This window comes from Candidatus Allofournierella merdavium (assembly GCF_944382735.1).
Taxonomy (GTDB): domain Bacteria; phylum Bacillota; class Clostridia; order Oscillospirales; family Ruminococcaceae; genus Allofournierella_A; species Allofournierella_A merdavium.
In genome coordinates, this window is sequence record NZ_CALWND010000004.1 from 127,145 (window position 1) to 146,869 (window position 19,725).

21 protein-coding genes are annotated in these 19,725 nt (G+C 64.8%); 17 read left to right on the forward strand and 4 right to left on the reverse strand.

The features are described from left to right. The first annotated feature begins 6 nt into the window (after nt 1-6). From ACH2A7_RS04090 to ACH2A7_RS04100, 3 genes are all read left to right on the forward strand, one after another. Nucleotides 7-747 (forward strand): methionine ABC transporter ATP-binding protein, encoded by a 741-nt coding sequence (locus ACH2A7_RS04090; protein WP_394960347.1) that lies wholly within the window; start codon nt 7-9, stop codon nt 745-747. 5 nt (nt 748-752) lie between these two features. Beyond that, complete coding sequence (locus ACH2A7_RS04095; protein ID WP_394960349.1) at nt 753-1,421, forward strand: methionine ABC transporter permease; 669 nt, start codon at nt 753-755, stop codon at nt 1,419-1,421. A gap of 90 nt (nt 1,422-1,511) precedes the next feature. Continuing rightward, a complete protein-coding gene (locus ACH2A7_RS04100; protein WP_394960351.1) occupies nt 1,512-2,342 on the forward strand; it encodes a MetQ/NlpA family ABC transporter substrate-binding protein in 831 nt (276 codons plus the stop codon). 52 nt (nt 2,343-2,394) lie between these two features. On the opposite strand, the gene ACH2A7_RS04105 is transcribed toward ACH2A7_RS04100, so the two are convergent. Then, nucleotides 2,395-2,949 (reverse strand): hypothetical protein, encoded by a 555-nt coding sequence (locus ACH2A7_RS04105; protein ID WP_394960353.1) that lies wholly within the window; start codon nt 2,947-2,949, stop codon nt 2,395-2,397. A 155-nt stretch (nt 2,950-3,104) separates the two neighbouring features. On the opposite strand from ACH2A7_RS04105, the gene ACH2A7_RS04110 reads away from it, so the two are divergent. From ACH2A7_RS04110 to ACH2A7_RS04145, 8 genes are all read left to right on the forward strand, one after another. Further along, nucleotides 3,105-3,701 (forward strand): GNAT family N-acetyltransferase, encoded by a 597-nt coding sequence (locus ACH2A7_RS04110; protein ID WP_394960355.1) that lies wholly within the window; start codon nt 3,105-3,107, stop codon nt 3,699-3,701. A 9-nt stretch (nt 3,702-3,710) separates the two neighbouring features. Then, entirely contained in the window at nt 3,711-4,970 is a 1,260-nt protein-coding gene (hflX, locus tag ACH2A7_RS04115; RefSeq protein ID WP_394960357.1) for a GTPase HflX, read from the forward strand. A gap of 365 nt (nt 4,971-5,335) precedes the next feature. Next, nucleotides 5,336-5,782, forward strand: a complete 447-nt coding sequence (locus tag ACH2A7_RS04120; RefSeq protein WP_394960359.1) for an Lrp/AsnC family transcriptional regulator — start codon at nt 5,336-5,338, stop codon at nt 5,780-5,782. Nucleotides 5,783-5,856: 74 nt separating this feature from the next. Beyond that, a complete protein-coding gene (locus ACH2A7_RS04125) occupies nt 5,857-6,402 on the forward strand; it encodes a DUF4358 domain-containing protein (RefSeq protein WP_394960361.1) in 546 nt (181 codons plus the stop codon). 215 nt (nt 6,403-6,617) lie between these two features. After that, a complete protein-coding gene (locus tag ACH2A7_RS04130; RefSeq protein ID WP_394960363.1) occupies nt 6,618-7,607 on the forward strand; it encodes a glycosyltransferase family 2 protein in 990 nt (329 codons plus the stop codon). A 286-nt stretch (nt 7,608-7,893) separates the two neighbouring features. Then, on the forward strand, nt 7,894-8,106 hold the full coding sequence (locus ACH2A7_RS04135; RefSeq protein WP_394960365.1) for a helix-turn-helix transcriptional regulator: 213 nt from the start codon (nt 7,894-7,896) through the stop codon (nt 8,104-8,106). 41 nt (nt 8,107-8,147) lie between these two features. After that, on the forward strand, nt 8,148-8,870 hold the full coding sequence (locus ACH2A7_RS04140) for a DUF3169 family protein (protein WP_394960367.1): 723 nt from the start codon (nt 8,148-8,150) through the stop codon (nt 8,868-8,870). Nucleotides 8,871-8,885: 15 nt separating this feature from the next. Continuing rightward, nucleotides 8,886-9,983, forward strand: a complete 1,098-nt coding sequence (locus ACH2A7_RS04145; protein WP_394960369.1) for a CPBP family intramembrane glutamic endopeptidase — start codon at nt 8,886-8,888, stop codon at nt 9,981-9,983. A gap of 42 nt (nt 9,984-10,025) precedes the next feature. Here the strand turns inward: ACH2A7_RS04145 and ACH2A7_RS04150 are convergent, their stop codons facing one another. Further along, nucleotides 10,026-11,321, reverse strand: coding sequence for an adenylosuccinate synthase (locus ACH2A7_RS04150; RefSeq protein WP_394960371.1), 1,296 nt, complete (start codon nt 11,319-11,321; stop codon nt 10,026-10,028). 250 nt (nt 11,322-11,571) lie between these two features. Between ACH2A7_RS04150 and spoIIID the strand changes: the two genes are divergently transcribed. Further along, nucleotides 11,572-11,820 carry a sporulation transcriptional regulator SpoIIID gene (spoIIID, locus tag ACH2A7_RS04155; RefSeq protein ID WP_394960373.1) on the forward strand — a complete coding sequence of 83 codons (249 nt, stop codon included), beginning with the start codon at nt 11,572-11,574 and terminating at the stop codon, nt 11,818-11,820. Between the two features lie 72 nt (nt 11,821-11,892). Here the strand turns inward: spoIIID and ACH2A7_RS04160 are convergent, their stop codons facing one another. Further along, a complete protein-coding gene (locus tag ACH2A7_RS04160) occupies nt 11,893-12,987 on the reverse strand; it encodes an aldo/keto reductase (protein WP_394960375.1) in 1,095 nt (364 codons plus the stop codon). 152 nt (nt 12,988-13,139) lie between these two features. On the opposite strand from ACH2A7_RS04160, the gene ACH2A7_RS04165 reads away from it, so the two are divergent. Next, a complete protein-coding gene (locus ACH2A7_RS04165) occupies nt 13,140-13,991 on the forward strand; it encodes an NAD(P)/FAD-dependent oxidoreductase (protein WP_394960377.1) in 852 nt (283 codons plus the stop codon). Between the two features lie 66 nt (nt 13,992-14,057). Here ACH2A7_RS04165 and fucO read toward each other — a convergent pair whose 3' ends face one another. After that, the gene (gene fucO, locus ACH2A7_RS04170) at nt 14,058-15,206 is read right to left on the reverse strand and encodes a lactaldehyde reductase (RefSeq protein WP_394960379.1); all 1,149 of its coding nucleotides are present in this window, start codon (nt 15,204-15,206) and stop codon (nt 14,058-14,060) included. Nucleotides 15,207-15,437: 231 nt separating this feature from the next. Here fucO and ACH2A7_RS04175 point away from each other — a divergent pair, with 231 nt between their 5' ends. The 4 genes from ACH2A7_RS04175 to ACH2A7_RS04190 all read left to right on the forward strand — a co-directional run bounded on the left by ACH2A7_RS04175 (nt 15,438) and on the right by ACH2A7_RS04190 (nt 19,522). Continuing rightward, the gene (locus tag ACH2A7_RS04175; RefSeq protein ID WP_394960381.1) at nt 15,438-16,022 is read left to right on the forward strand and encodes a hypothetical protein; all 585 of its coding nucleotides are present in this window, start codon (nt 15,438-15,440) and stop codon (nt 16,020-16,022) included. Nucleotides 16,023-16,025: 3 nt separating this feature from the next. Beyond that, a complete protein-coding gene (locus ACH2A7_RS04180; RefSeq protein WP_394960383.1) occupies nt 16,026-16,955 on the forward strand; it encodes a DHHW family protein in 930 nt (309 codons plus the stop codon). 268 nt (nt 16,956-17,223) lie between these two features. Next, nucleotides 17,224-18,090, forward strand: a complete 867-nt coding sequence (locus ACH2A7_RS04185; protein WP_394960385.1) for a YitT family protein — start codon at nt 17,224-17,226, stop codon at nt 18,088-18,090. Nucleotides 18,091-18,160: 70 nt separating this feature from the next. Further along, the gene (locus tag ACH2A7_RS04190; RefSeq protein WP_394960507.1) at nt 18,161-19,522 is read left to right on the forward strand and encodes an MATE family efflux transporter; all 1,362 of its coding nucleotides are present in this window, start codon (nt 18,161-18,163) and stop codon (nt 19,520-19,522) included. Nucleotides 19,523-19,725 lie beyond the last annotated feature (203 nt).

The window sequence follows — 19,725 nt, forward strand, 5'->3', positions numbered from 1 at the left end:
AGCATCATGATCGAGATCAAAAACCTGAGCAAAGTATTCACCGAAAAGAGCGGCAAGGTGGTGGCGCTGCAAAACGCCTCCGCTACCATCCAGGACGGCGACATCTTCGGCGTCATCGGCATGAGCGGCGCGGGCAAGAGCACCCTTTTGCGCTGCCTGTGCCTTTTGGAAAAGCCCTCGGAGGGGCAGATCCTGCTGAACGGGCGGGACCTGGCGGCCCTCTCCGGCGCGGACCTGCGCAGCGCCCGCCGGCAGATGGGGGTGGTGTTCCAGGGCTACAACCTGCTGATGCAGAAGACGGTGGCCGAGAATGTGGCCTTTCCTTTGAAGCTGGGCCGGTACGACAAGGCGGCGGTGGCCGCCCGGGTGAAGGAGCTTTTGGAGCTGGTGGGCCTGGCCGACCGGGTACACAGCTACCCCAGCCAGCTGTCCGGCGGGCAGAAGCAGCGGGTGGCCCTGGCCCGGGCCCTGGCCAGCGAGCCCCAGGTGCTGCTGTGCGACGAGCCCACCAGCGCCCTGGACCCCCTCACCACCAAGAGCGTGCTGGAACTGCTGAAGGACATCAACAAAAAGCTGGGGGTCACCATCATCATCATCACCCACGAACTCGCGGTGGTGCGGTCCATCTGCAACCGGATGGTGGTCATCGACAACGGCCTGTTCGTGGAACAGGGCGCGACGGCGGAGATCTTTGAAAACCCGCAAAGCGAAGTGGCCCGGCTGCTGCTGGGCAAAGAGGAGGTGTGAGGGAGATGGCACAGTTTTTCGCGCAGTACGGCGACTTGCTCTGGGAGGGCACGCTGGAAACCTTGTACATGACCTTTGTCCCCACCCTGGCGGCCTACGTCATCGGCCTGCCCCTGGGCGTGCTGCTCACCACCACCAAGCCCGGCGGCATCATGGCCGCCCCCACCTTCAACGCGGTGTTCGGCTGGCTGGTGAACCTCTTCCGCAGCATCCCCTTCATGATCTTGATCTTCTTCGTGCTGCCCCTCACCCGCCTGATCGTGGGCACCTCCATCGGCGCCACGGCGGCCAATGTGCCCCTGGCCATCGCCGCGGCTCCCTTTGTGGCCCGGATGGTGGAGCAGAGCCTGGAGGAGATCGACCAGGGCGTTGTGGAGGCCGCCCGCTGCATGGGCGCTACCAACTGGCAGATCATCACCCGGGTGCTGCTGGTGGAGAGCGTGCCCAGCCTGCTGCGGGGGCTTTCCATCACCATCATCACCATCTTCGGCTACACCGCCGTCACCGGCGCGGTGGGCGCGGGGGGCCTGGGCAACATCGCCTTCCGCTTCGGCTACCAGCGCTACCAGACCGACGTGATGTACGCCACCGTGGTGCTGGTGGTCATCCTGGTGTGCATCATCCAGAGCGTGTGCAGCTTTCTGGCCCGCAAGTCCGACAAGCGCAACCGCTGAACCGTTCGCATTAAGGCCGCCCGCCACGGAGGGAATGGGCCGGCGGCTTTAAGAGATAAATCGCAACAGAAGATAAGGAGAGAAACGACCATGAAAAAGATCATCGCACTGGCTTTGACCCTGTGCCTGGCGCTGGGCCTCGCCGCCTGCGGCTCCAGCAAGCAGCTGCAGATCGGCATCCCCGCCGACGCCACCAACGGCGCCCGCGCCCTGCTGCTTTTGCAGGACCTGGGCATCATCACCCTGAACGACGGGGTGGGCCTCGCGGCCACCGAGCGGGACGTGAAGGACAACCCCTACAACGTGAAGATCGTGGCCATGGAGGCCGCCAACCTGCCCAGCAGCCTGCCTGACCTGGACTTCGCGGTCATCAACGGCAACTACGCCTCCGGCGCGGGCATCGGCGACACCGTTCTGGTGACCGAGGACGCCGAGAGTGTGGCCGCCCAGACCTACGGCAACGTGCTGTGCGTCAAGGAAGGCCGGGAGAACGAGCCCGCCGTGCAGGCGCTGCTGGCCGCCCTGATGAGCGAGGACACCCAGAACTGGATCGCCGACAGCTACAACGGCGTGGTGATGCCCATGGGCGCCCAGGACCTGCCCTATCCCGAGATCGCCGAGCCGGTCACCCTGAAGGTGGGCGCCTCCCCCAGCCCCCACGCGGAGATCCTGGAGCATGTGGCCCCCATCCTGGCCGAGCACAACGTCACGCTGGACATCGTGGAGTTTGACGACTATGTGATGCCCAACACCGGCGTGGAGGACGGCAGTCTGGACGCCAACTACTTCCAGCATCAGCCGTATCTGGATGACTTCAACGCCGAGAACGGCACCCACATCGTCAGCGTGGGCGTGGTGCACTACGAGCCCATGGGTCTCTACCCGGGCAAGACCACCAGCCTGGACGTGTTCAACAAGTAACGCGCAAAAAAGGAGCCTGTGCCCTTTGGCACAGGCTCCTTTCCCTTTTGTCTCACGCCGCCGGCGCGGGGGCAACCCGGGGCGCGTCCGCCCAGGCCAGCGGCCCCTGGTACACCGGGCGCAGGCCGGGCAGCGAGGCAAAATCCTCCGGGCGGATGAGGCTCGGATGGCGGGGCAGGGTGAGCGCCCCCGCCTCCTCCAGCACCCGCGCCACAAACTGACTGCAAAAACACTTGCCCCGCCGGTCGTGGGGAATGCCCAGGCCCGCCAGCACCAGCCCCAGCACGTCGTAGTGCCAGCGGCCGCCGGCCCGCTCCATCCAGGTCAGCTGCAGCCGGATGAACGCATAGGCCCGCTCGCTCACCGGCAGCTCCAGCAGCAGGCTGTCCGCCCCGCCGCAGCGGCCGAACACCCCGGCGTGGATGTCCTCCCGGATAAAGCCGCCGGGCAGCATAAAAGGCTCGTAGCGGCGGGCAAAACTGTAAAGATGTTCCAGGTCCCGGTCCAGCGCCAGGCTGGCGTGGGTGTAGCGGCTGCCGCTGATGCCGTGGAGCATCCGGGCAAACAGGGTGTCGGTGCGGGTGAGCAGGATGTAAACGCAGGGCATGAGGGTCTCTCCTTGGGAATGCGCGCATCGTTTGAATTTGACGTCTTGCCCATTGTAACGAGGCAGCGCCTGCCCTTTCTTCACCGCCCGCGGAATTGACAAGCCCTTTTGCCGCCACTATAATGAAGGAAAACTTTTGAAAAGGAGGCCGCGCCATGCGTCACCAGGGCACCGTGACCCTTTCCACCTCCCGCCTTGTGCTGGACCGGCTGCATCCCGCGGACGCCCAGGCGATGTTCTCCACCTGGGCGGGGGACGACGCCGTGACCCGCTTCATGCGCTGGCCCACCCACAAAAACAGCCTGGAGACCCTCGAGTTGCTGGCCGGCTGGGAATGCCTGTACCAAAACGCGGACTACTACAACTGGGCGGTGCGCCGCGCATCGGACGGCGCGCTGCTGGGCACCATCGGCCTGGTGCTGGGCGAGGAGCAGGCGCCGGAAAGCTGGCGCGCGCCGGGCCTCGACTTTTCCGCCGGGGTGTGGGAACCGGGCTACTGCCTGGGCCGGGCCTTCTGGGGCCAGGGCTACGCCACCGAGGCGCTGGCGGCCGTGCGGGACTTCTGGTTCGACCGGGTGGACGGCGCCTGGCTGGGCTGCTGTCATGCCGCGGCCAACCCCGCCAGCGGCCGGGTGATGGAAAAGGCCGGCTGGCGTTTTGACCACGACGCCGTTTACCACAGATGGGACGGCACGCCGGTGCCCAGCCGGGCATACGTTCTCAAAAAGGAGGAAAGGCCCCGGGGCCTTTGAAAAAGACACATGAGCGAACAGATCACGCAAAACACGCCGCCGGTGAAGGTGCTGCTGCTGGGGCTGGACATGGGCGAATTTGACGCCGACCGCAGCATGGACGAACTGACGGCCCTGTGCGAGGCCAACAACATGGAGGCGGTGGCCAGCCTGGTGCAGAAAAAGGGCGCCCCCGAGGCGGGCACCGTGCTGGGCGAGGGCAAGCTGGCGGAGGCGCGGCTCTATTGTGAAAACCTGGCGGTGGAGACCGCCGTGTTCGACGGCGAACTCACCGGCAGCCAGCTGCGCAACATCTCCGACGCGCTGGGGGTGGAGGTCATCGACCGCACCATGCTGATCCTGGAGATCTTCCGTAGCCGGGCGGTCACGAACGAGGGCAAGGTGCAGACCGAACTGGCCCTGCTGCGCTACCGGCTGCCCCGGCTGGCGGGCCTGGGCGAAAGTTTGAGCCGCCAGGGCGGCGGCGGCGGGGGCGGCGGCGGCGCCCGGCGCGGCGCCGGCGAGAGCAAGCTGGAATATGACCGCCGCCATGTGCGCCGGCGCATCGAGGCGCTGGAGCAGAAGCTGGCCGAACTGGAAAAGCGCCGGGACGAAAACCGCCGGGCCCGCCAGCGGGCCGGCACCCCGGTGGTGAGCCTGGTGGGCTACACCAACGTGGGCAAATCCAGCCTGCTGAACGCCCTGTGCGGCGCGGACGCCCTGGAGGCGGACATGCTCTTTGCCACCCTGGACCCCACCGCCCGCAAGCTGACCCTGCCCAGCGGGCTCAACGTCATCGCGGTGGACACGGTGGGTTTTGTGAGCCGGCTGCCCCACAAGCTGGTGGAGGCCTTCAAGAGCACCCTGGAGGAGGCCGCCTATTCCGACGTGATCGTCAAGGTGGCGGACGCCGCCGACGACGAGCGGGAGGCCCAGCTGGAGGTGACCGATCAGGTGCTGGCGGAGCTGGGCTGCGGCGACATCCCCCAGATCACCGTCTACAACAAGTGCGACAAGGCGGGGGCGGTGGCCTTCCAGCCGGGGGTGCTGCTCACCAGCGCCCGCACCGGCCGCGGGCTGGACGCTTTGCTGCAAAAGCTGGACGAGGCCCTGGCCGACCGGGTGCGGGCGGTGAAGCTGCTGCTGCCCTACGACAAGCTGTCCCTGGCGGAGGCCATGCGCAGCCGGGGCAGCGTCACGTCGGAGGACTACCGGGAGGACGGGGTGTACTTCGAGGGATTTGTCAAGAGCACCGATCTGCACCTCTATCTGCCTTATCTTGTAAAATAAACAAAAGGGCGCGGCCGGCGGCCGCGCCCTTTTGCGCCAACGCCCCCACAACGCAGCAAGACCCGCCTTGCGGCGGGTCTTGCTGCATAGAGGGGTGGGAAAGTATAAATAAGGTGAGAAAGCAATTCATGAGGCACCCTGCGGGGTGCTACGGTTATTATTATACGGGTTTTGCTTTATATGTCAAATAAAAAATCGCGGATTTTCTTTTTGGAATTTCTTTACAATTTGATATTTTATTTATATAATTAAGTTGTCCACAAAATCTGCGAGTCATTTTTTGTTTTGTAAATTTTTACAGCCAAATCCCTTTAAATTATCAGTTTTTTATCACAATTGCCATCTGTCGTCGGAGGAAATACACAATGGACAAACTGGACAAAAAAATCCTGGGCCTTTTAGCGCAAAACGCAAGGATGTCAGTGAAGGACATCGCGGAGCAGGTGTCCCTCACCAGCCCGGCGGTGTCCAGCCGGATCCACCGGATGGAGCGGGAGGGCATCATCGACGGGTACACGGTGGTGCTGAAGGCGCCTGAGAACCAGCAGACGGTGAACGCGCTCATCAGCGTGTCGGTGGCCCCCGCCGACCGGGACGACTTTCTGGCGGCGGTGCACGCCGAGCGGCAGGTGACCCAGTGCTTCCACGTCACCGGCAGCCACAGCTACATCGTCAAGGTGGCCTGCGAGAGTATGCGCGCGCTGGAGCACCTCATCACCCGCTGCCAGCGCTCGGGGCCCACCAGCACCCAGATCATCCTGTCCACTCCGGTGGACCGCCAGCTTGACCCGATGGACCCGGCGGCGCAATAATTTCGCCTTGCGGCGCGTATAGGTATCGACGCCCCTTGTGCGGGGCACAGTAATCAAAAAAGGAGTCTTTTCCCATGAAACGCATTTTCAGTCTGCTGGCCGCCTGTGTGCTGGCCCTGGGCCTCGCGGCCTGCGGCTCCTCCCCCGCCTCCTCGGGCGAGCCGAAGGACTATGCCGCCATCCTCGCCGCCGCCCGCCCGGCCGAGGACAACGAGAACTATGTGATCTTCCACCTGAAGGACGGCGCCTACACCGCCAGCGGCGGTTACGCCGGCGATCTGACCGACGAGGACGTGGCCAGCCAGGGCGCCATGTGCCTGCAGATGCTGGGCCTTGCCGCCGAGGACGTGCAGGAGGCGGTGTTCAGCGTGAGCCTGATGAACGTGCAGTCCTACGGGCTTGCCATCGTCAAGCCCGCCGACGGCAAAGAAGCCGCCGTGACCGACGGCCTCCAGACCTTCATCGACGGCCAGAAGGCCGCCCAGGAGAACTATCTGGCGGACCAGTACGCCATCGCCAAGGCCGCGAAACTGGAGACGGTGAAGTCCGGCGAGGTGGTGCTGGTGATGTGCCCCGAGCAGGATACCGTCTTCTCCTCCATCAAGGACGCGCTGGCCTGATCCGCTTCCGCCGCCGCCCGGGCGTTGCCCCGGGCGGCGTTTTTTGGTATAATAGCCGCAGCGCGGCTGTGATGCCTTTTGCAAACGCCCTTTTCCCCGCCCTTTACGGGGCGGCCGGAAAAGAGGGCGGGCCATGCCCTTTCACGGCCGATTTATGGTATAATAGCGTGGCCGGGTCGCCCCGGCCACAATCCAACGAGGAAAGGCGGCGCGCCATGAAAGCCACCGTTGTGATCCCCAACCTGAACGGCGCCGGCTGGCTGCGGGATTCCATCGAGTCCGTCTGGGCCCAGACCGAGCAGGATTTTGAGCTGATCGTGGTGGACAACGCCTCCACCGACGAGAGCCTTGCCATCGCCCGCAGCTATGTGGGCCGGCCGAACTACACCCTCATTGAAAACGACCGCAACACCGGCTTCTCCCACGCCGTGAACCAGGGCATCCGCATCGCCAAAGGCGAGTTCGTGGCCCTGTTCAACAACGACGCCTTCGCCGAGCCGGAGTGGCTGGAAAACCTGCTGGCCGCCGCCCAAACCGACCAGCGCATCTTCGCGGTGAGCAGTTTGATGATCCGCCACTTTGAGCGGGACCTGGCCGACGACGCCGGGGATTATGTCACCCTGCTGGGCTTCGCCTGCAAGCGGGGCGACGGCATGAAGGTCGGCCGCTACCAGAAGCCGGGCCGGGTGTTCTCCGCCTGCGGCGGCGCGGCGCTCTACCGCAAGCGCATCCTGGACGAGATCGGCCTGTTCGACGAGCACTTTTTCGCCTATTTCGAGGATGTGGACATCAGCTGGCGGGCCAACAGCCTGGGCTACAAAAACGTCTACTGTCCCACCGCCCGCTGCTACCACATCTGCGGCGCCACCACCGGGGCGGTGCGCTACAACCCCTTCAAAAGCGTGCAGAGCGGGCGCAACAGCATCCTGCTGCCCTACAAAAACATGCCCATCCTGATGTTTCTGCTCAACCTTCCCTTCCTGGCGCTGGGCTACCTGATGAAGGCGGTGATGTTCCGTCTGCGGGGCTACGGCCCGGCCTACTTCCAGGGCTTCAAAGAGGCGCTCAAGGTGATGGGCAAACTGGAAAAACCCAGGTTCCGCTTGAAAAACCTGCCCCACTACGTCCTCATCCAGCTGTGGCTGACGGCGGACACCTTCCGCTACTTTCTCTACCGCGCCCAGCGGGCGCTGCACATCACCTGAGCCGCCGTTCGCCGCGCCCCATCCACACCACCCTTCCCCCGCCCTTTGGCGGGGGATTTTTTGTGCCCGGCCGCCCCGCTGACCGGCGCTTTTTTGTTTCCGCGCCTCCGCCCCTTCCTCCTGCGTCTTTTCCGTCGCCTGCCGCTCATCCGGGCAGCCCCGGCCGTTTGACAAAAAAAGTTGTCAAACCCTATTGACAAAGATTATTGTCATGCTATACTGATATTGACAACGATCATTGTCAATTTGACAAAAATATTTTGCAAGTACAGAAGGGAGGCCGCCTATGCCACTGGTAAACCGCGTGAAGGAACTGCGGGCCGCCAAGGGGCTGAATCAGCAGGAGCTGGGGCAGATGGTGGGGGCGTCCCGCCAGACGGTAAGCCTGATCGAGCGGGGAGACTACAACCCCTCGGTGACGCTGGCCCTGCGCATCGCCCGGGTGTTCGGCAAATCTGTGGACGAGGTCTTTTATCTGACCGGGGAGGAACTGGAATGAACAAGCAACCCCAAGGGCCCAAAAGAAATACGGGCATTTATGTGAAATTTGCCATCCTGATGGTGGCCAGCGCCCTGGCGGGGGCGGCCATCGGCGCTTTGTTGTTCGGCCGCGAAGACGGGCTTCGGCAGCTGCTCCAGCAGGTGAGCGACTGCCTTATCCTGGCCGGGCCCTGGCTGCTGGCGGCAGGCCTTGTGCCCTGCGCCGTGGCCCATTGGCTGTACCTCACCGGCAAAAAGGCCGCCGCCCGGGCGGACAAGGACGACGACGCCTTTGAGGCGGCCAACCGGCGGCTGAGCCTTTCCATGACCTTTTCGGCGGTGGTGATGCCCTGGATGATGCTCACCGTCTGCCTGGCGCTGCCCGCGGTAAGCGTGCTGAAAAGCAATTTCTTTGTGGTGGGCATCGTCCCGCTGATGCTGACAGAGATCGCCTGGAGCTACGGGCTGCAGGCGGCGGTGGTGCGCGCGATGCAGCGCCTGGCGCCGGAAAAGCGGGGCAATGTGTTCGACCTCCGCTTTCAAAAGGACTGGTACGCCAGCTGCGACGAAGCCGAGCGCCAGCGCATCGGCGAATGCGGCTACCACGTCTACCTCACCATGAACAAGATCTATCCCTTTGCCATGCTGGCGGCGCTGCTGGCGGCAATGAGCGGCGGAACCAGCGTGCTGTGGGCGGTGGTGCTGGGCGGGCTGTGGCTCGTCCAGACCCTGACCTATCTGCTGCGCGCCTACAAACTGGAACACGGCCGCAGGCCGGAATGAATGGAGGAACCAACGATGGAATGGACCAAAACGGAAAAACGGCAGCTTGCCATCTTCTTTGCCATTGCCTTCGGCGTGCCCTACCTGATGGGCATCGCCATGGCCTTCGCGCAGCGGGCGGGGGCCGACACCTCGGCGTTTGCCAACGCCCAGATGTTTTACCCCGCCGCCGGCGCGATGCTGGCGCTGCTTGTCACCCGCCGGGGCGACCAGACCCTGCCCCGCCGGTTCTACTTCGGCTTTCTCGTCCTCACCGCGCTGATGGGCGTCACCGCCTTGGGCACTGTGACGGTGCCGGCTCTGGCGGTGACAGTCTCCACCTGGATCATGGTCGTCGGCAGCCTGGTGTGCTGGGTGCTCTATTTTGTGGACGGCAAAGCCCGCCGCACCGCCGGCGGCCTGCGTCTGACCGGCACCGGCGGCAAGGGTCTCGTGACCACGGTGCTGCTGTTCCTGGCGCTGTATCTGGGGCGCTTTGTCATCCTCATCCTGTTCACAAAGCTGGTGGACCCCACCGCCACCATGGAGGAAATGGGTTTTTCCTCCAACTGGGTGTACAGCCTGCTGCTGTTCGCGTCGCTGCCGCTGAGTTTTGTGCTGGCCTTCACGCCCTTCTTTGGTGAGGAATACGGCTGGCGTGCCTTTTTGCAGCCGCTGCTGCAAAAGCGCTTCGGCCCCCGGCGGGGCGTGCTGCTGCTGGGCGTTTTGTGGGGCTTTTGGCACCTGCCGCTGAACGTGTTTTATTACAGCCCCGCCACCTGGGTGCAGAGCCTGGTGAACCAGGTGCTGCTGTGCGTCTGCCTGGCCTCCTTTTTGGGCTATGCCCAGCACAAGACCCGCACCGTGTGGGTGCCGGTGGTGGTGCATTTTCTGAACAACAACCTCATCGCGGTGTTTGCCGGCAGCGCCAACGTGATCGAGAACCAGGTCATCGGCTGGACGGATGTGATCGTGAGCTGCGTGCTGATGGCCGCCCTCTACCTGCCCAGCCTGGCCAGCCGCGTCTGGAAGCGGCCCCTGCCCTGCCTGCCCCTGGACGTGCCGGAAGATGCCGCGGTGCCCGCCGGCCCCGGCGAGGCAAAACAGCCGCCCCAGTACGGCCCGCAGCCCTGAGCACACAAAAAAAGGAACGCCCTGCGGGGCGTTCCTTTTGTTTTATTCGCCGTCCTTGAGGATGCAGGCGTCCCGGTCGGGGCCCACCGAGATGTAGCGGATGGGCCGGCCCACCGCCTTCTCGATGTAGCGCACATAGTCCTTCGCCGCCTCGGGCAGTTCCTCCCAGCGGCGGCAGCCGCTGATGTCGCAGTGCCAGCCGGGCAGTATTTTCACCACCGGCTGCGCGTTATCCAGGGCGGTGCCCATGGGGAAGCGGTCGGTCTCCACGCCGTCCACCAGGTACTTTTCCACCACCGGCACCTGCTCCATGTAGTCCAGCACGTCCAGCAGGGTCAGGGCCAGCTCGTCCGCGCCCTGGCAGTTTGCGCCGTAGCGGCTGGCCACCACGTCGAAGGGGCCCACCCGCCGGGGCCGGCCGGTGGCCGCGCCGTACTCGTGGCCCGCCTCCCGCAACAGGTGCTTGTCCTCCTCGGTCATGGCCCGCTCGGCGGTGAAGGGGCCCTCGCCCACGCAGGAGGAATAGGCCTTCATGATGCCGATGCTCTTGTCCAGCTTGTGCCCGGGCAGCCCCGCGCCGATGGGGGCGTAGGCGCCGATCACATTGGAGGAACTGGTGTAGGGGTAGATGCCGAAGTCGATGTCCCGCAGCGCGCCCAGCTGGGCCTCGAACATGATCTTCTTGCCCGCGTCGTCCGCCTCGGCCAGGTAGGCGCCCGCGTCGCAGATGTACTCCCGGAAGAACTCGCCGTACTTCTGGCACCAGGCCCAGGCCTCCTCCAGGTCGATGGGCTTCGCGCCATACACCCGCTCCAGCGTCAGGTTCTTCCACTCCACGATGGTGGCCAGGTGGCGTTTGCGGCCCTCGTCCAGGTGCACAAGGTCGCCCATGCGCAGGGTCTTTTTCATGTACTTGTCGCCGTAGGCGTAGGCGATGCCCCGCCGGGTGGAGCCGAACTGGCTGCCGGTGGCGGACAGGCGATCCTCTTCCAGGCCGTCCTCGGCCACATGCCAGGGCATGCACACGGTGGCCCGGTCGCTGATCTTCAGGTTGGCCGGGCTGATCTGCACGCCCTTTTCCCGCAGAGCGGCGATCTCCTTTTCCAGATGGGCCGGGTCGATGACCATGCCGCCGCCCATCACACAGACCACGTTGGGCCGCAGGATGCCGGAGGGCAGCAGGTTCAGCACGAACTTGCCCCGCTCGTTCTTCACGGTGTGCCCCGCGTTGTTGCCGCCCTGATACCGGGCCACGATGTCATAGTCGCGGCTGAGCAGGTCCACCATGCGGCCCTTGCCCTCGTCGCCCCAGTTTACGCCAGTGATCGCTGTCAACATGACTGTTTCCCCTTTTCGACGCTTATTAGTTTTTACACAAAAAAAGATACAGCAGTGCGGATCGTGAGATCCGGCACTGCTGTATGCCCTTTTTCACATGCTTAGGATACCACCCCGGGCGGCGGCTGTCAACCGGTTTTGCTTTTTTTCATCGTTTTGCCCTTGCCCCACCCTCCGGCCGCCCCTTCATATCCCGGCCAAAAAGCGCATATATATTCCCCGTGAGAATCATCACGGGGAGTGACGCTGTGTGAAAGGGAACATCGACGAGCGAGCCTTGCAGCTGGCGCTGTACATCACCGAACACCGTGCCACCGTGCGCAGCGCCGCCGGCGCCTTCGGCGTCAGCAAATCCACGGTGCACAAGGATGTGACCACCCGGCTCAAGCGGCTGAATCCCCAGCTGTACCGGCAGGTGCAGCAGGTGCTGGGGGCCAACAAGGCCGAGCGGCACCTGCGGGGCGGGGCCGCCACCCGGCTGAAGTATTCCCGCAAGTGAGGCGGCATCATGGAAACGCGCCGGCCCGGTGGATCTGACCGGGCCGGCGCGTTTTGCCGTTTGCGGGGCCGCTCACGCAAATTCCCGGGCGGCCAGGGCCAGCAGCCGGCGGATGGGCAGTTTCTGGGGGCAGCTTTTCTCACACTCGCCGCACCCCACGCAGGCCGACGGCTCGCCGCCCTGCACCGCCGCGTTGCGGGCGGCGGCGTCCGGCGCGCCCCGCAGGCGGGCGTTGTAGGCGGCCAGGCGATCCGGGATGCGGATGGAGGCCGGGCAGCCGGAGACGCAGTAGCCGCAGCCGGTGCACTGCACCAGCTGCTCCGCGGTCAGGATGCGCCGCAGCGGCTCCACCGCCGCCCGCTCCCGGTCGGTGAGGGGCGCGAGGCTGCCCATCACCCGCAGGTTCTCCTCCATCTGTTCGGGGCTGCTCATGCCGGAGAGCACCATCTTCACCCCTTCAAAATCGGCAGCGAAGCGCAGGGCGAAGGCTGCCGGGCTGCTGTCGCTCACACCGGCCAGCAGCGCCCGGGCCTCGTCGGGCAGCTGCGCCAGCCGCCCGCCCTTCACCGGCTCCATCACGATCACCGGCTTGCCGTGGCGGCGGCAGACCTCGTAGCAGGCGCGGCTCTGCACCTGGGGGTCCTCGTAGTCCAGATAGTTGAACTGCAGCTGCACAAAGTCCAGCTGGGGGTATTCGGTGAGGATGCGCTCCAGCACCTCGGCGGTGTCGTGGAAGGAGATGCCCACATGGCGCACCCGTCCCTCCTCCTTCAAACGGAAGGCGGTCTCATAGGCGCGGCAGCTCTTGTAGAACTCAAAGCGCCCGGCGCTCTGGGCGTGCATCAGGTACATGTCGAAATACTCCACCCCGCAGGCAGCCAGCTGGCTCTCGAACAGGGGCAGGATATCCGCCTCCGTCTTAAAAAAAGGCGGCGAGAGTTTGTCCGCCAGGATGTACTTCTCCCGGGGGTAGCGGCTGGTCAGCGCCTCCTTCAGCGCCGCCTCGCTCTGCCCGTCGTGGTAGCCATGGGCGGTGTCGAAGTAGCAAAAGCCCGCCGCCAGAAATTCGTCCACCATGCGGCAGGTGGTCTCGACGTCCACCTGATCCCCCCGCATGGGCAGCCGCATGAACCCAAAGCCAAGTTTTTTGTCCGGTGCGCCAAACACACGGCACTCCCCCTTTTTTCTTTGTTATCTTTATTATACCTGCAGTTGTACCTGTTGGCAATGCGCCCCCCTTTGTGATAAAATTACGGTGAACGGCGCCGCGGCGCCCTATACTGAAACAAAAGGCAACGGGCAAAGGAGGCGCGTTTTTTATGAGCGAAAAGATGCTGGACTGCGCGGTGGTGGGCGGCGGGCCCGCCGGGCTTTCGGCGGCCATCAACCTGCACCAGCGGGGCAAGGGCGTCCGGGTGCTGGGCGCGGGGGCGGGCCTGCTGGCCAAGGCCGAGCGGGTGGACAACTACCTGGGCCTGCCGGGGCTTTCGGGCGAGGAGATGCTGGCCGCCTTTGCCGACCACGCGAAGGCCATGGGCATCGAGGCCGAGCCGGGCCGGGTGGCAAACGTGCTGGCCATGGGCGACCGCTTCCTTTTGAATTTTGACGGCAACATCCTGGAGGCCCGCACGGTGATCCTGGCCGGGGGCGTGGCCAAAGCCAAGCCCGTGGAGGGCGAGAGCGAATTTTTGGGCCGGGGCGTGTCCTACTGCGCCACCTGCGACGGCATGCTCTACCGGGGCCGCGAGGTGGTGGTGTGGGGCCTCTCCCCCGAGGCCGCCGGCGAGGCGAACTTCCTCTCCTCCATCGGCTGCAAGGTGCGCTTCGTCTCCGGCAGGCGCCCCGCGGAGCTGAGCGACGCCGTGGAGCATCTGGCCGGCGCGGTGCAGGCGGTGGGCGGCGGCGACACGGTGGAGTGGGTGCAGGTGGCCGGCCGGCGGCTGCCGGTGCAGGGGGTGTTCATCCTGCGCAGCGCCATCGCCCCCGACACCCTGCTGCCGGGTCTTGCCATCGAGGACGGCTTTGTGAAGGTGGACCGGCGCATGGCCACCAACATCGAGGGCGCCTTTGCCGCCGGAGACGTCACCGGCGCGCCGCTGCAGGTGGCCAAGGCGGTGGGCGAGGGGCTCATCGCGGGCCTTTCCGCCGCGGAGTATCTGGACAAGCACTGAACTTTTTTACAGAGAAGCGCCCGGAGGCAATGCCTCCGGGCGCTTGTTCGCGTTGTGAATGCCGGTTCACATCAGGCTGCGGTAGAGCGCGGCGATCTCCTCCACGCTGGTGTCCCGGGGATTGCCGGGGCGGCAGGCGTCGGCATAGGCCGACTCGGCGAGGAAGGGCACGTCCTCCTCCTTCACGATGGCCTTCAGGTCGGCGGGGATGCCCACGTCCTGACTCAGCTGCTTCACCGCGGCGCAGGCGGCCTTGCGGGCCTGGTCCAGGGTCATGGCGTCCACGCCCTCCACGCCCATGGCCTTGGCGATGTCCCGGTATTTCTCACCGGTGGCGGGGGCGTTGTACTCCATCACGGTGGGCAGCAGGATGGCGTTGGCCACACCGTGAGGAGTGTCGTAGACGGCGCCCAGGCTGTGCGCCATGGAGTGCACGATGCCCAGGCCCACGTTGGAGAAGCCCTGGCCGGCGATGTACTGGGCCAGCGCCATTCCCTCCCGGCCCTCGGGGGTGCCGGCCACGGCGGCCCGCAGGTATTTGGAGATCAGCCGGATGGCCTCCAGATGGAACATGTCGGTCATCTCCCAGGCGGCCCTGGTGATGTAGCCCTCGATGGCGTGGGTCAGCGCGTCCATGCCGGTGGCGGCGGTGAGCCCCTTGGGCATGGTGGACATCATGTCCGGATCCACCACGGCCACCTCGGGGATGTCGTTGGTGTCCACGCAGACGAACTTGCGCTTCTTCTCCACGTCGGTGATGACGTAGTTGATGGTCACCTCCGCGGCGGTGCCGGCGGTGGTGGGCACCGCGATGGTGAACGCCGCGTGTTTCTTGGTGGGGGCCACCCCCTCCAGGCTGCGCACGTCGGCGAACTCGGGGTTGTTGGCGATGATGCCGATGGCCTTGGCGGTGTCCATGGAGGAGCCGCCGCCGATGGCCACGATGCAGTCCGCCCCGCTGGCCTTAAAGGCCTTCACGCCGGTCTGCACGTTCTCGATGGTGGGGTTGGGTTTGATGTCGCTGTACACCTCGTAGGCAAAGCCCGCGGCGTCCAGCAGGTCGGTGACCTTTTTGGTCACGCCGAACTTCAAGAGGTCCGGGTCGGAGCAGACGAAAGCCTTTTTGTAGCCCCGGCCGGTGAGCTCCGGCAGAATGTTCTGGATGGCGCCCTTTCCATGGTAGGAAATGGTGTTCAACACGATGCGATTGGCCATTGGTATCCTCTCCTTTTCCGGTCAAACAAAGAGATCTGCGGGCAGATCGCCCTATTCGTTATTATTATAACGATAAAAAGCCCGGAGAATCAAGGGGAGATTTTTAAGAAAAGCTGGATAATTTTTATATGCGGTGCAATAATCCGGCCCCTTGGGCTGTTTATTCTAAGCCGGCCCGGGAACACTACCCCCAAGCAGGCCGCATATTTTCAAAAACAAGGAGTTATACAGATGAAAAAGTTTGCTTTGACCATCACCGCTATCCTGGCCGCGGCCGCCCTCGCCGGCTGCACCTCCGCGCCCTCCTCTTCGTCGGCGCCCTCCTCCGTTCCCTCTTCCTCCGCGCCCTCTTCCGCGCCCGCCTCGCAGGCCGCCTCCGGCTCCACCGCCGCCGGCGTGACCATGGCCAGCAGCCTGACCGAGATCATGGACGCGGTGCTGGCCGGCGCGCCCGCCGACCAGCTGCCCATGCTGCTGCCCGCCGACCTGAACGGCGGCGAGAAGTACGCCCCGCTCACCGAGGAGAACTCCGAGTACAACCTGGGCGTGGCCCGCGACCGCTACGCCGACGGCATCGACGCCGAGGCGGCCATGAGCTCGGTGCCCTTCTCCGTCTGCCTGGTGCAGGCAAACAGCGCCGACGAAGCCGAGCAGCTGGCCGCCGACATCGAGGCCAACGCCAACCCCCGCAAGTGGGTCTGTGTGGAGGCCGAGAGCAAGATCGTGGACCGGTCGGGCGACAAGGTCATCCTGATCATGGCCAGCACCGATCTGGCAAACCAGCTGCACGCGGCCTTCACCGCCCTGGCGCAGTAAGCCGTGAACCGCAAAGTTGGGCTCGCGGCTGCGGGGCTCTGCCTCGCGGCCGCCGCGCTGCTGGGCCTGGCGGCGGCGGGGGGACTGTTCGCGCCCGGCGTGCGCCCGGATGAAAACGGCATCTACACCGCCAAAGGGCACTGGGTGGAGGCGCTGGGCCGGGCCGACACGGACAGCGCCTCCCGCTTTGCCGAAAAGCTGAAGGCGCTGAAGGCCGACCTGCTCACCGGGCAAAACCGCGCCTTTTACGCCATCGTGCCGGACAAGGGCTATTACCTGCCCGGCGAGGTGAAGCCCGCCACCGACTACGCCGCGCTCTTTGCCGCGGCGGACGGGGGGCTGGCGGGCAGCGGCATCGAAAAGATCGACCTGACCGGGGCCCTCGCCCTGGAGGACTATTATCGCACCGACAGCCACTGGCGGCAGGAGCGCCTTTCCGCCGTGCTGGAGGCGCTGGGCGGGGCGATGGGCTTTTCGGTGGACCTGGACGACTTCGACCCGGTGACGGTGGAAGGCTTCATCGGCGCCTACGGCAAGTACGGCGCAAACGAACCGGAATCCCTCACCTATCTGGTGAGCGGCGTCACCGACGCGGCCGTGTGCGACAACTATCAGTACCCGGACTTCACCGCCGTCTACGACACCGCGCGCCTTTCCACCGATGTGCCCTACGACGTGTTTCTCAGCGGGGCCAGCCCCCTGATCACCATCGAAAGCCCGCTGGCCGCCACCGACCGGGAGCTGGTGGTGTTCCGGGACTCCTACGCCAGCAGCCTTGTGCCGCTGCTGCTGGGGCAGTACTGCCGGGTGACGCTGGTGGACATCCGCTATATGGTCAGCGGCCTGGTGCCGCAGTATCTGGAGTTCGCCGACCAGGACGTGCTGTTTTTGTACAGCACTTATATTGTAAACCAGAGCGCCATGCTGCGCTGACGGCGTATGCGATTTGCCAAAGTTCGGTGTTGTGCCCCGCGGGGTTTCGGGGCAAAACGCCGAACTTTTTTTGCCGGGGCTTGCAATCGCCGCGCCGCTGTGCAATACTGAGTAACAAAAGCGGGCCGCTTTTCGCGGCCCCGGGGCAGGTGGGACGGATGGGCTGCGGCCAAACGAAATCGAACAGACAGAGCGGCAGGCGAAACGCCTGCCGCTCTTCGCTTTATTATAGCACTGTTGTGCAGTGCGTCGAGGGGAGGGATCGCCTGTGAAGGGTCCGCTGGTGCCCACACGGGTCAAAAATCTGTTGATGGTGCTGCTGGGCAACGCCCTGTACGCCCTGGCGGTGGATATGTTCGTGCTGCCCTGCGGGCTGATCACCGGCGGGACCACCGGCCTCGCGCTGGCCGCCCGCTACTGGCTGGACGTGCCGGTGGCCGGCTTCGTGCTGGTCTCCAACGTCATCATGTTCGCGGTGGGGGCGCTGGCCATGGGGCGGTGGTTCGCCTTCAACACGGCGCTGTCCACCTTCTGCTACCCGCTGTTTCTGGACCTGTTCGCTCGCATCCCCGGCATCGACGGCTTCACCCGGGACCCCATGCTGGGCACCGTGTTCGCCGGGGTGCTGATCGGGGTGGCCATCGGCCTGGTGATCGGCGCGGGGGCGTCCAGCGGCGGCATGGACATCCCCCCCATCGTGCTGAACAAGTACTTCGGCCTGCCGGTGGGCGTGGTGATGTATCTGCTGGATTTTGTCATCCTCATCGGCCAGATGGTCTTTGCCGACAAGGAGCAGATCCTCTACGGCATCCTGCTGGTGCTGCTGTACACCGTCATCCTGGAGAAGGTGGCGGTGCTGGGCCACTCCAAGATCCAGGTGAAGATCCTCAGCGAAAAGAACGACGAGATCCGCCGCATCATCCTGCGGGTGCTGGACCGGGGCTGCACCGTGCTGCACGCCCAGACCGGCTACACCGGCACCGAGCGGGATATGCTGCTGACGGTGGTGACCAACCGGGAACTGGCCAAGCTGAACCATCTGGTGCTGGAGACCGACCCCCAGGCCTTCATCGTCATCAGTTCGGTGAACGAGGTGCACGGCCGGGGCTTCACCCTCCAGAAGATCTACAAATAAGCGGCGCCGCGCCGGGCGGGGAAACGCGTCCGGCGCTCTCTGCGCCCGCAAGGCGGTGTTTTGTGTGAGAATGGAAAACGATCTGGGGCGCGACCCCATCCGGCGGCTGGTGCTGCGCATCGCACTGCCCAGCATGCTGGCGCAGTTCGTGAGCGTTTTGTACAGCGTGGTGGACCGGATGTACATCGGCAACATCCCCGAGGTGGGGAACCTGGCCCTGGCGGGGGCGGGGGTGTGCGGTCCCATCGTGACCATGATCGGCTCGGTGGCCTTTCTGGTGGGGGTGGGCGGCTCGCCCCTGGTGAGCATCCGCATGGGCGCGGGCGACAACGGGGGCGCGGCGCGCATCCTGGCCAACTGTTTTGTGCTGCTGACGGGCCTGGCGGCGGGGCTGATGGCGCTGGCCCTGGCCACCCGCAGGCCGGTGCTGCTGCTCTTCGGCGCCAGCGAGGCCAGCCTGCCCTACGCCGAAAGCTATTACACGGTGTACCTGACGGGCACTCTGTTCGCGCTGCTCTCCACCGGCATGAACCAGTTCATCATCTGCCAGGGCTTTGCCAAAAAGGGCATGCTCTCGGTGCTGCTGGGCGCGGTGCTGAACATTTTGCTGGACCCGGTGTTCATCTTTCTGCTGAAGATGGGTGTGGCCGGCGCGGCGCTGGCCACCGTGCTCAGCCAGCTGGCCAGCTGCGTTTTCGTGCTGCTGTTCCTGTTCAGCCGCCGGCCGCCCATCCGCATCACCTTCGGCGGTTACAGCGCCCGCATCATGGGCCGGGTGCTGGCCACCGGCTTCACCCCCTTCGTCATCATCGCCTTCGACAACGTGATGATCATCGCCCTCAACTCCCTGCTGCAAAAATACGGCGGCGCGGCCCAGGGCGACCTGCTGGTGGCGGCGGCCACCATCGCCCAGAGTTTCATGCTGGTGGTCACCATGCCCCTGGGCGGCATCACCGGCGGCACCGGGGCCATCCTGGGCTACAACTACGGTGCGGGCCAGCCCGGGCGCATCCTTCAGGCCCAGAAATTCATCCTTCTGCTCTGCCTTGGCTACACTGCCCTCTTGTTCCTCATCGGGCAGGGGGCGCCCGGCCTCTTTGTGTCCATCTTCTCCGGCGACGGACAGGTGGCCCGGCTGGCGGTGCAGGCCATCCGCATCTACACCCTGGGCATCATCCCGCTGGCGGTGCAGTACACCATTGTGGACGGCTTCACCGGCATGGGCATGATGCAGTATTCCCTGCCCCTCTCCTTCTTCCGCAAGGGCATCTATTTTCTGCCCCTGTTCCTGCTGCCCATCTGGTTCGGCGCCATGGCCGCCTTCGTGGCCGAGCCCATCTCCGACTTTGTGGCCCCGGTGGTCTCCTCGCTGGTCTACTGGCGGCGCATCCGCTATGTGGTGGGGCTCAAACAGCCGGACCGGAACCCATAACTTCCGCAAGGCGGGCCGTCCCGAACGGGCGGCCCGCCTTTTTTGTCGCTCTTTTTCCTCCCTGTGAGACCTTTTGTGCGCACCGATCGTGCAAATTCTCCCAAAAACACCACAACCGCTTCGCGGTTTTTGCGGATGAATTTCGTGAATACCGCCATATATTGCCATTTCGTCCGCAGTTTTTGTATTTTTGGGTTGTTATT